General features: G+C 53.9%; 8 protein-coding genes and 2 rRNA genes. All 10 read right to left on the reverse strand.

What is annotated here, in order from left to right; genetic code table 11:
• Positions 1 to 23: 23 nt before the first annotated feature.
• Positions 24 to 3,112, reverse strand: a 23S ribosomal RNA gene (locus tag AB8E48_RS08620).
• A 306-nt stretch (positions 3,113 to 3,418) separates the two neighbouring features.
• A 16S ribosomal RNA gene (locus tag AB8E48_RS08625) occupies positions 3,419 to 4,947 on the reverse strand.
• Together the 16S and 23S rRNA genes form the textbook arrangement of a ribosomal RNA operon.
• An 881-nt stretch (positions 4,948 to 5,828) precedes the next feature.
• Entirely contained in the window at positions 5,829 to 7,184 is a 1,356-nt protein-coding gene (gene dnaB, locus AB8E48_RS08630; protein WP_368886440.1) for a replicative DNA helicase, read from the reverse strand.
• Positions 7,185 to 7,289: 105 nt separating this feature from the next.
• The gene (locus AB8E48_RS08635) at positions 7,290 to 8,381 is read right to left on the reverse strand and encodes a glycosyltransferase (protein WP_368886441.1); all 1,092 of its coding nucleotides are present in this window, start codon (positions 8,379 to 8,381) and stop codon (positions 7,290 to 7,292) included.
• Positions 8,382 to 8,662: 281 nt separating this feature from the next.
• Positions 8,663 to 9,469 (reverse strand): class I SAM-dependent methyltransferase, encoded by an 807-nt coding sequence (locus AB8E48_RS08640; protein WP_368886442.1) that lies wholly within the window; start codon positions 9,467 to 9,469, stop codon positions 8,663 to 8,665.
• Positions 9,470 to 10,227: 758 nt separating this feature from the next.
• Positions 10,228 to 10,533: a hypothetical protein gene (locus AB8E48_RS08645; protein ID WP_368886443.1), complete on the reverse strand. Its 306-nt coding sequence runs from the start codon at positions 10,531 to 10,533 to the stop codon at positions 10,228 to 10,230.
• Positions 10,534 to 10,774: 241 nt separating this feature from the next.
• A complete protein-coding gene (gene rplI / locus AB8E48_RS08650; RefSeq protein ID WP_005504050.1) occupies positions 10,775 to 11,227 on the reverse strand; it encodes a 50S ribosomal protein L9 in 453 nt (150 codons plus the stop codon).
• Between the two features lie 20 nt (positions 11,228 to 11,247).
• On the reverse strand, positions 11,248 to 11,484 hold the full coding sequence (rpsR, locus tag AB8E48_RS08655) for a 30S ribosomal protein S18 (RefSeq protein WP_004005948.1): 237 nt from the start codon (positions 11,482 to 11,484) through the stop codon (positions 11,248 to 11,250).
• A gap of 83 nt (positions 11,485 to 11,567) precedes the next feature.
• On the reverse strand, positions 11,568 to 12,200 hold the full coding sequence (locus AB8E48_RS08660) for a single-stranded DNA-binding protein (RefSeq protein ID WP_005504055.1): 633 nt from the start codon (positions 12,198 to 12,200) through the stop codon (positions 11,568 to 11,570).
• 95 nt (positions 12,201 to 12,295) lie between these two features.
• On the reverse strand, positions 12,296 to 12,434 hold a 139-nt coding region (locus AB8E48_RS08665), incomplete at its 5' end, for a 30S ribosomal protein S6 (RefSeq protein WP_368886444.1).

The following is a 12,434-nucleotide window of genomic DNA, read 5'->3' on the forward strand; positions in this document are numbered from 1 at the left end:
AACGCAAACACACAATTTCTCGAAAAAGTAAGCCTTCGGCCTATTAGTACCAGTCAACTCCACGAGTCTTCAGTCCCCGCTTCCATACCCGGCCTATCAACCTCATCATCTATAAGGAGCCTCACACACCAAAGTGCCAGGAAATCTCATCTCGAAACAGGCTTCCCGCTTAGATGCTTTCAGCGGTTATCCCTCCCGAACGTAGCCAATCAGCCATGCACCTGGCGGTACAACTGACATACCAGAGGTTCGTCCGTCCCGGTCCTCTCGTACTAAGGACAGCCTTTCTCAAATTTCCAACGCGCGCAGCGGATAGGGACCGAACTGTCTCACGACGTTCTGAACCCAGCTCGCGTACCGCTTTAATGGGCGAACAGCCCAACCCTTGGGACCGACTCCAGCCCCAGGATGCGACGAGCCGACATCGAGGTGCCAAACCATGCCGTCGATATGGACTCTTGGGCAAGATCAGCCTGTTATCCCCGAGGTACCTTTTATCCGTTGAGCGACGGCCGTTCCACAACGTACCGCCGGATCACTAGTCCCGACTTTCGTCCCTGCTCGACCTGCCAGTCTCACAGTCAAGCTCCCTTGTGCACTTACACTCAACACCTGATTGCCAACCAGGCTGAGGGAACCTTTGGGCGCCTCCGTTACACTTTAGGAGGCAACCGCCCCAGTTAAACTACCCATCAGGCACTGTCCCTGAACCAGATCATGGCCCGAAGTTAGACATCCAGATTGACCAGAGTGGTATTTCAACAACGACTCCACACAAACTAGCGTCCATGCTTCACAGTCTCCCACCTATCCTACACAAGCCAAACCAAACACCAATACCAAACTATAGTAAAGGTCACGGGGTCTTTCCGTCCTGCTGCGCGAAACGAGCATCTTTACTCGTACTGCAATTTCGCCGAGTTCATGGTTGAGACAGTAGGGAAGTCGTTACTCCATTCGTGCAGGTCGGAACTTACCCGACAAGGAATTTCGCTACCTTAGGATGGTTATAGTTACCACCGCCGTTTACTGGGGCTTAAATTCTCAGCTTCGCCAAAAAGGCTAACCAATCCTCTTAACCTTCCAGCACCGGGCAGGAGTCAGTCCGTATACATCGTCTTACGACTTCGCACGGACCTGTGTTTTTGATAAACAGTCGCTTCCCCCTGGTCTCTGCGACCCATACACGCTCCAGGCAGCAAGTGCCCATCACGCTCAAGGTCCCCCTTCTCCCGAAGTTACGGGGGCATTTTGCCGAGTTCCTTAACCATGATTCTCTCGATCGCCTTAGTATTCTCTACCTGATCACCTGTGTCGGTTTAGGGTACGGGCGGCTAAAACCTCACGCCGATGCTTTTCTCGGCAGCATAGGATCACCAAATCCCCCAAAAACGGGGTCCCATCACGTCTCAGGCACACAGCCGGCGCATTTAACAACCGACAACCCTACACGCTTAGACCACGACAACCATCGCGTGGCTTGGCTACCTTCCTGCGTCACACCTGTTAATACGTTTACCTCCAAAGATCGGGTCCCACAACCCACACAACACACAAACAAAAGCCTGCACATCATGCTTCGCATGGTTAGCATCACAATATCAGTATGGGCGGTTTTTCACCGGTACGGGAATATCAACCCGTTATCCATCGACTACGCCTGTCGGCCTCGCCTTAGGCCCCGACTAACCCAGGGCAGATTAACTTGACCCTGGAACCCTTGATCATCCGGCGGATGAGTTTCTCACTCATCTTTCGCTACTCATGCCTGCATTCTCACTCGCATAGCCTCCACCACTGGTTTACACCGCAGCTTCACCGGCTACACGACGCTCCCCTACCCAACAATCCAAAAAGATCATTGCCACAACTTCGGCGGTGTACTTGAGCCCCGCTACATTATCGGCGCAGAATCACTTGACCAGTGAGCTGTTACGCACTCTTTCAAGGATGGCTGCTTCTAAGCCAACCTCCTGGTTGTCTAAGCAACTCCACATCCTTTCCCACTTAGCACACGCTTAGGGGCCTTAGTTGGTGGTCTGGGCTGTTTCCCTCTCGACAATGAAGCTTATCCCCCACTGTCTCACTGCTACGCTCTCACTTACCGGCATTCGGAGTTTAGCTGACGTCAGTAACCCGTGAAGGCCCATCGGCCATCCAGTAGCTCTACCTCCGGCAAGAAACACGTAACGCTGCACCTAAATGCATTTCGGGGAGAACCAGCTATCACAGAGTTTGATTGGCCTTTCACCCCTATCCACAGCTCATCCCCTCCATTTTCAACTGAAGTGGGTTCGGTCCTCCACGACGTCTTACCGTCGCTTCAACCTGGCCATGGATAGATCACTCCGCTTCGGGTCTAGGTCATGCCACTCAAACGCCCTATTCAGACTCGCTTTCGCTACGGATACCCCACACGGGTTAACCTCGCGACATAACACTAACTCGCAGGCTCATTCTTCAAAAGGCACGCTGTCACCCCAAAAGGCTCCAACGGCTTGTAAGCACACGGTTTCAGGTACTATTTCACTCCCCTCCCGGGGTACTTTTCACCATTCCCTCACGGTACTGATTCACTATCGGTCACTAAGAAGTATTTAGACTTACCAGGTGGTCCTGGCAGATTCACACGAGATTCCACGAGCCCCGTGCTACTCGGGTGGCCACACCACGGACAGAACAATTTCGATTACGGGACTCTCACCCTCTACGGCCGACCATTCCAAGTCGTTCACCTACCATCCTGAACATCATGCCGGCAGCCAGTTAGAACTGCCACTGTGACTCCCACAACCCCCATGATGCAACGCCTAACCGCTATCACACACCACAGGTTTAGTCTCTTCCGCTTTCGCTCGCCACTACTCACAGAATCATTACTTTATTTTCTCTTCCTGCGGGTACTGAGATGTTTCACTTCCCCGCGTTCCCCCCAACCAGCCTATACATTCAGCTGGCGGTAACTCACCATGAAGATGAGCCAGGTTTCCCCATTCGGAAATCCTCGGATCACAGCCCAGTTATCGGCTCCCCGAGGCTTATCGCAGATTCACACGTCCTTCATCGGCTCTTAGTGCCAAGGCATCCACCGTGTGCCCTTAATAACTTACACACAATCAAGAAAAATAAGAATCTAAAATCAACAATCAAACCAACACAAAAGCATTGATTCAACGCAAATTCCAGAAGATGCTCGCGTCCACTATATAGTTCTCAAACAACAACCCACAACACAACAACAACACAAACAAAAACATTTGCATCATCACCATGCCAGGCAAACAAAGGAACAACACACATGTGTTACCCCAAAACCCAACAATGCGCCTCATCCAACCCAAAACCAACATTCCACCCATGAGCAAAACCACCCATCCGACACTCGCGGACAGCATGGCCAACTAAATGTGCTCCTTAGAAAGGAGGTGATCCAGCCGCACCTTCCGGTACGGCTACCTTGTTACGACTTAGTCCCAATCGCCAATCCCACCTTAGACGGCTCCCTCCCCGAAGGGTTAGGCCACCGGCTTTGGGTGTTACCAACTTTCGTGACTTGACGGGCGGTGTGTACAAGGCCCGGGAACGTATTCACCGCAGCGTTGCTGATCTGCGATTACTAGCGACTCCGACTTCATGGGGTCGAGTTGCAGACCCCAATCCGAACTGAGACCGGCTTTTAGGGATTAGCTCCACCTCACAGTATCGCAACCCTCTGTACCGGCCATTGTAGCATGCGTGAAGCCCAAGACATAAGGGGCATGATGATTTGACGTCATCCCCACCTTCCTCCGAGTTGACCCCGGCAGTCTCCTATGAGTCCCCACCATAACGTGCTGGCAACATAGAACGAGGGTTGCGCTCGTTGCGGGACTTAACCCAACATCTCACGACACGAGCTGACGACAACCATGCACCACCTGTATACCAGCCCCGAAGGGAAACACCATCTCTGATGCGGTCCAGTATATGTCAAGCCTTGGTAAGGTTCTTCGCGTTGCATCGAATTAATCCGCATGCTCCGCCGCTTGTGCGGGCCCCCGTCAATTTCTTTGAGTTTTAGCCTTGCGGCCGTACTCCCCAGGCGGGGCACTTAATGCGTTAGCTACGGCGCGGAAAACGTGGAATGTCCCCCACACCTAGTGCCCAACGTTTACGGCATGGACTACCAGGGTATCTAATCCTGTTCGCTCCCCATGCTTTCGCTTCTCAGCGTCAGTTACAGCCCAGAGACCTGCCTTCGCCATCGGTGTTCCTCCTGATATCTGCGCATTCCACCGCTACACCAGGAATTCCAGTCTCCCCTACTGCACTCTAGTCTGCCCGTACCCACTGCAATACACGGGGTTAAGCCCCGGCCTTTCACAGCAGACGCGACAAACCGCCTACAAGCTCTTTACGCCCAATAATTCCGGACAACGCTCGCGCCCTACGTATTACCGCGGCTGCTGGCACGTAGTTAGCCGGCGCTTTCTCTGCAGGTACCGTCAATCTCTCTTCTTCCCTGCTAACAGAGGTTTACAACCCGAAGGCCGTCATCCCTCACGCGGCGTCGCTGCATCAGGCTTGCGCCCATTGTGCAATATTCCCCACTGCTGCCTCCCGTAGGAGTCTGGGCCGTGTCTCAGTCCCAGTGTGGCCGGTCACCCTCTCAGGCCGGCTACCCGTCGTCGCCTTGGTGAGCCGTTACCTCACCAACAAGCTGATAGGCCGTGAGCCCATCTATAACCACTACATAACGCTTTCCACCAACACCCCATGCGGAGATTGGTCGTATCCGGTATTAGACCCAGTTTCCCAGGCTTATCCCAGAGTTAAAGGTAGGTTACTCACGTATTACTCACCCGTTCGCCACTAATCCACCTAGCAAGCTAGGCTTCATCGTTCGACTTGCATGTGTTAAGCACGCCGCCAGCGTTCGTCCTGAGCCAGAATCAAACTCTCCGTTGAAAAAATAGAAAAGTTCGATAACCTGATCTCAAACAGCGAATCACACACGGGGGTGCGTGACTCAAGCTGACTTTTTTGAAACCATTCAATGATTATCAAATAAATAAATATTTGGTATTAGTTTCAGTTTCCATCACCATATTTGGTGATTTTATTGAACAAAGCACACTATTGAGTTCTCAAGCAACACACCGATTCAACACCTCAACCACTCTTTCGAGAAGTCTTACCGTTGAACGGTCATTCATGTTATTTTCGTCGTTACCGCGTTCCCGCGGCAACCCAATCAACTATATCAGCGTTTCGTTTGCTTCGCAAATCCGTTTTCCGTGATTCGCACCACAATGTTTCTTTCCTAAACTCTTCCAACATCACCAACCGGCAACCCGAAATTCCTTCAAGCAAGAAACCAAAACACTATACAATTGAAAGCCTGTCAAAACCGCTTCCGACTAGGAGAAACACCGAAGAAACTCTTCGTTTTTTCCTCCTCGCCGCGGCGACTCATACAACTATACAGACCCCCAAACACCCCTGCAACCCGAAAAAGGGTGAAGTAGGACACAAAAAGGGCCTTGAAAGGGTCTCGAACACCCTTCCAGACACCAAAACACCTAGTCAGAGTGTTTTAAGGGTGATAGAAAATCTTCAAAAAACTTCTAAAAAACCTCATAAACGCAGAAGAAACCACTCAAACCCTCGAAGAAAGCCCAGTGAAAGCCCTCTAGAGCCCTCTCAGCAGCCCCTGATTCCTACCTCCCACACACCACTACCTCACCGATAGATACAGAAAGCCCCTCCCCTTCCATCCCGAAAGGAACAGAAGAAGAGGGGCACAGCTACAGAGTGCTGAAGCTTAGTAACGCTTAGTGCTGGGCTGCTTAGTACTGGGGAGGAGCCTCATTCGCCATATTGTTGAAGCGCGAGTACTTACCGCTAAACGCCAGAGGGATAGTACGAGTCGGACCACCACGGTGCTTAGCAATAATCATGTCCGCCTCACCCACGCGTTCGCTATCCGGGTTATACATATCCTCACGATGCAGCAGAATCACCATATCCGCATCCTGCTCAATAGAACCAGACTCACGCAGATCCGAAACCATCGGACGCTTATCGGTACGCTGCTCTGAACCACGGTTCAGCTGCGACAGCGCAATCACCGGAACATCCAGCTCCTTAGCCAACAGCTTCAGGCTACGAGAGAACTCCGAAACCTCCTGCTGACGCGACTCAACCTTCTTACCCGAACTCATCAGCTGCAGGTAGTCCAGCACCACAAGCTTCAAATCATTACGCTGCTTCAGACGACGACACTTCGCGCGAATCTCCATCAGAGTCATATTCGGCGAATCATCAATAAAGAGAGGAGCAGAATCAATACGGCCCTGCAGAGTCGCCAGGTTCGTCCAACCTTCAGTATCCAGGTCGCCCTTCTTCAAGCGACCCATCGAAATCTTGCCCTCCGCAGAGAGAATACGCATCGCCAACTCAGTACGGCTCATCTCCAGAGAGAAGAACACAGTCGTCATCTGATGATGAATAGCAGCAGAACGAGCAATATCCAAAGCCAGAGTCGACTTACCCACACCCGGACGAGCCGCAATAACAATCATCTGGCCGCCATGCAGACCACCGGTCAGCTCATCAAACTCAATAAAGTCAGTCGGCACACCGTACACGCCATCCGGGCGGTTCGAGTTCGCATCAATCTCATTGATGGTCTCCTCCAACGCCTCAGAGAAAGACACATAGTCTTCCTTCGCGTTACCATCAGTCACCGCATAAATCTCAGCCTGCGCCTGATCCACCAAAGTATCGACCTCAGTCTCATTGGCGTAACCCAGCTGAGCAATCTTCGTACCCGCCTCAATCAGGCGGCGCATAATCGCGTGCTCCTTAACAATCTCAGCGTAATACTGAGCGTTAGCAGCAGTCGGAACCGACGCAATCAGCGTATGAATATAGGACGCGCCACCCACACGAGTCAGCTCGCCGCGCTTCTTCAGCTCATCAGCAACCGTAATCGCATCCGCGGGGCTACCGTGACCGTAGAGAGAAAGAATCGCCTCATAAATCGTCTCGTGCGCAGGCTTATAGAAATCAGACGCGCGCAGGCTCTCAACCACATCCGCAATAGCGTCCTTCGATAGCAGCATGCCACCGAGCACCGACTGCTCAGCCACATCATCATGAGGCATAGTGCGGGAACCATAATCAATGGTAGTTTCAGACATGCTTACCCTCGCGTTTCAATCCAATATCTACGACGTTCCAGAAACAATTTCTGCAGAACTCCTATGCTAGTTTCTCACGAAGGCACACGCGAAACCCATACACGCCTATCGCGGACTGCGGAGATAATCCTCAATCTTCTCAACGGCGAGCGCCGCACCATCCATGGTGCGCATCGCCTCGCCAAGCTGCCGTGCCCTGGCGCGCAGACCCTCATCAGCCAGCAGACGGTCCAAAATATCGCGGATATTGCCTCGGCAGACATCATCCTTCGTAAAACGCAGGGCGTTACCGTAGCGCACGCACTCCTCAATATTCCAGCTCTGCTCAGCCTGCATCGCAATACCCGCAAACGGCACACCCGCCAGGCACGCCGTCTGCACCGTCCCCTCACCGCCGTGCGTCAGCGAGGCGTCAATATGACCGGCAAGCAGATGCGCCGGAACAGTCCCGGCGAAGTGGATGTTATCGCCCAGCAGTCGGGTCTGCGCCCCCGAGAGCTGTACACCGCCGCCGACCAGCACATCCACCGGAGCAGCTGACAGCTGCCGTAGCACCTGCGCCAAAATATCTGCGGAGCCAGACGAACCCATTCCCACGTAGACCAGTGGCCGCTCTCTCGGTTCGAGAACAATCTGCGGCAGCTCACCGGGCGCACGGTAATAGATAGGACCCACACTAACGTCAGGGGTCATCAAAGAGTCGCCGCGCAACTGCGTAAACAGGGAGCAGATAAGATTCACATCGGCACTGAGCATATCCACGGTACGTCGAGGAAGCCTCAGCCCATGCTCACGAGCCACACGCGTAAAAGAAGCCGGCTTATACGAAAACACCCGCGCCACCGCCCGCAACCATCCCGGCGCAGCAAGCTCACCGGCTGCAGGCTTCTTCGAAAAATACGTCGATGAGTACGCGTACGGGCGCGCGTAGAAAATAGGGACACCCGCAATACGCGCGGACAGCAGCATCGTCAGGTTAGAACCAATCACCACGGCATCAGCGCTAAAGTCACGAATAGCCGCAAGCTCAGCAGCAACCCTCTGGCGCACCATGCCGGTCGTGAAAGGATGCCGCACTCCCCTACCCTGATCCAGCGCCATAATCTGCTCCGCCTCAGCATCGCTCATAATCGGCTCGCGAAGATGCACGGGCAACCCCGCGTTTTCCAGCAGTCCCAGGTATTTAGGGGAATACACGTGGAATAAGACCGTATGGCCTCGCTCCTGAGCTGCACGCGCTATCTCGATACAGCGCGTGGTTTCACCCATATTGAAGCTTTCAGGAGAGAAAAGAATACGGCTCATAACAATCTCCGGGAGGCGCACACATGACTGAGCCGGTTCTGCGGCTCGCACACCGCAGCTCATACACCGCGGCTCATACACATCAGTGTAAAACGGAGCCTCAGTATTCCCCCGGATAGCGAGGAATACTGAGGCTCCGTTTCACTGTGTGAGTTTTGCGGTGTGAGTCTGTCTTACTTCTTACGCAGAACCAGACCGATAGCGCCAATGTGGTCCGCATGGCGGCGGAACACACCGCGCATACCCAGCACACGCTCACGAATCTGCGGCTTACGCGCCAGGTTGAACGCAATCTTCGCAACGCCAGCGGGACCTTCATCAGCCAGCAGACGCTTCGGCTCCAGCAGAGCCATATCGGTCTGGTACACATCCAGCACCTCGAAGCCTGCCTCTTCAGCCAGGGCGGTCCACTCGGCAACAGTCAGCGGACGGGCATTCACGCGAATAGTACGCGCCAAATCCTTCTGAATCTCTTCCTTCAACTCGGGACGCAGGTAATCGGGAACCAGCGACATCTCGTGAATAGCGTAGTAGCCACCCGGACGCAGCAGGCGGGCCGCCTCACGCATAATCTCCAGTTTGTGCTTATCGGTCTGCATGGTCAGCATCGCCTCGCCCACCACGGCGTCGTAGCTCTCGGAGGGTAGGCCGGTTTCCTGAGCACTAGCGTTCACCACACGATAGTTCGGCTTAGTTGCGGCGCCAATACGCTCGGTTACGATTTCAGCAGCCTTGGGATCAAGATCCACACCGGTGTAGCTCTTGGGGGAACGCTTCACAATCTCCAGGGCGGTAATACCCAGGCCGGGCGCAAACTCCACGACGTCAATGTCGCCGCCCAGGGTACGAGCCAGCAGCCAGTTGGTGGTCTCGCGGCCGCCGGGGCGCAAAACCTTCTTGCCCAGCTGGGCGAGCAACCAGTGGCCTGCAGCCTTTTCAGCGGGGCGGTCGGTACCGGGAACGGAAGGGGTCTTAGACACGGGAGACAACTCCTCAATACTTGTATTTAATATGCAAAATTTATCTTCCCTAATTCTAGACCCGCCACCCACAGGAAAGGAAATATGACGTTACGTAGAAGTATGGTTGCCCTTTATTACGGTGCACCATGGTTACGGCATGCCCTAACGCCGTTGTCGCCTCGAGTTGCCGCTACCGCAAAATTCAGAGGTTAAACAGAAACTGGAGCTGGATCTCTCGATCCAACCCCAGTCTCATCACACACACATACATACGAAAATCAGAGCCACTTCCGCAAGGAAAGTCCAACTTTCTGATGGTCCTCTCGAACCATCTATATAAAGTATTACGCGTAAACCTTTATTCCCTGTAGGTTAAAGCTGTAAGAAAGCTGGGAATAGATTCTTCCTCAAAATCAGGGGTACGGCACCCATAATCCACGCCCATATCCGGCGCCTGTTGAGATACGAGCCCGCCACAGATCCACCTCAGATATGCAGCGCCCCTTCGGATGCACTTCTCTAAATTCATATGTGGCGTTAAAAGAAGAAAGGCAAGGCGCTTTTGCCTTGCCATCCTTCTTTCGCTAGCGGGCGACCCCGCTACACGAAACACACACATTCACATCGCAGTCCTCTCGAACCAACACTTATAGTAAACACCCCCAACCTTATGGGAGGATTGAATTTCGCTGGAAACAAGCTGGGAGAAAACCAACAGAACCCTGAGAGCTTTGATATTGTGCAGTTTCGGTGCGGTTTTAGGGCTTCAAACCGGGCTAATAAGCCGCCATATACAGACCCAGCAGCGCCAGCGGGTTAGCAACTACAGAAATAACCGCCAAGCAAATATTGGCCACGCGGTACTGGCGGAACTTCACCAGACCCACCAGCGCACACACCAGGGCAATGCTGGAGGCAAGGCCGCCTACTATCAGCAACAACAGAAAAATAATGGTGGCTATATTGGCATCCGCAAACGGGATAACCGCTAGAGCACACAGCAACAAAGTAATGCACTCCAGAACCACACCCGTAAGCAGCAGCTGAGCACTAGAAGACAAACGTGAAAAAGATCGAGCCATGTCTACCAGTCTACGGGGTCATTTAGTCTACCTCGCAGTCGCAACCGTTCCAACCACCAATCCTTCTGCCGCCCAACTCCTATTCTCAACCTCTCACAAAGAATGTTTCACGTGAAACATGCACCGGGGCGGGCACAGCTACGGGTACAACAAACGGGGTGCCCCTCACGAAGAGGGACACCCCGTCCGACACTCAACACCGAAGCTTCAAAGCCTCAGCGTCAAATATCTAAAAATCTACTTACGCAGCAGCAACGACGTCCAGGACAACGTTAGCAACAACGTCAGCGTGCAGGCGGACAGTCACCTTGTACTCACCGGTGCGCTTGATAGCGGAACCCAGGTGGATGGTGCGCTTGTCAACAGAGCCAATGCCAGCAGCCTCAATAGCCTCAGCAATAGCCTCAGCCTTGACGGTGCCGAACAGGCGGCCGTCAGCGCCAGCCTTGTGTGCAACGACAACCGGCTTAGCAGCCAGGGACGCAGCAATTGCCTGAGCCTCTTCCAGAGAAGCCTTGGCACGAGCCGCACGAGCGGCGCGGATGGACTCAACCTGCTTCTCGCCACCCTGGGTCCAGGTCACGGCGAAGCCGCGGGGCAGCAGGTAGTTACGTGCGTAACCGTCCTTAACGGTGACAACATCGCCAGCTGCACCGAGGCCGGAAACTTCCTGAGTCAGAATGATCTTAGCCATGTTACTGTCTCTCCTTCTCTTTAGCGGCCAGCGCCGGAGTAGGGCAGCAGTGCAACTTCGCGGGCGTTCTTAATAGCCTGAGCGATCTTGCGCTGCTCCTGAACGGTCACGCCAGTCACGCGGCGAGCGCGGATCTTGCCGCGGTCGGAGATGAACTTGCGCAGAAGTGCGACGTCCTTGTAGTCGATAACGGTGACGTCAGCAGCCTTGAGGGGGTTCTGCTTGGGTTTGGGCTTACGGATTTCAGCCTTAGCCATCGTGGTGCTCCTTAGAGTTGGGAGCCCGCGGCGGATAACCGCGGGATGGATTGATAAATTACTATTCGGAAAACGAAACCGGCTTAGAACGGAGGTTCGTCGTCGGCGCCGCTACCCCAGTCATAGTTACCACCAGACTGAGAACTCCACGGATCAGCAGCAGGAGCTGCGGGGGCCGCCGGAGCGGCCGGAGCGGAGTAGCCAGACTGGCCAGAGTAACCATTACCCTGAGCAGCAGCAAAATTATTCTGCTGAGGAGCGGAGAAACCGCCCTGAGCAGCAGCGTTGTACCCAGCGCCACCGCCAAAGCCACCCTGCGCACCGCCACCGAAGTTATTACCTCCGGCAGAACGCTGTGCGCGAGTCACCTGAGCAGTAGCAAAACGCAGAGTCGGGCCGATCTCCTCGACCTCAAGCTCAAACGAGGTACGACGCTCGCCTTCCTTGGTCTCGTACGAGCGAGACTTCAGACGGCCCTGCGCGATAACCTGAGTACCCTTCTTCAGGGTCTCTGCAACATTCTCAGCGTAACCACGCCACACCGACGCACGCAGGAACAGGGTCTCCCCATCCTCCCACTGGTTCGTCTGGCGGTTAAAAGTACGCGGAGTCGATGCGATCGTGAAATTAGCAACCGCCGCACCCGCAGGGGTGTAACGAAGCTCCGGATCGCCAGTCAGATTACCAATAACGGTAATAACGGTATCGCCTGCCATTTGATGCCTCCTCGATAAGAGTTACAAGTATGTTGGTTCCAGTACAGCGCAACCCCCTGACATTTTTAGGGGGTCAGCCGACCGGCAAGAAACAACTACTTGCTGGAGATCTTCTGATCCTCCGGGCGGATGATCTTGGTACGCATGACGGACTCGTTCAGGTTCAGAACACGATCGAGCTCAGCTGCGGTCTCGGGGGTAGAGGTGAAGTTCACCACTGCGTAGATACCCTCA

The organism is Rothia mucilaginosa, from assembly GCF_964211445.1.
Classification (GTDB): Bacteria; Actinomycetota; Actinomycetes; order Actinomycetales; family Micrococcaceae; genus Rothia; species Rothia mucilaginosa_E.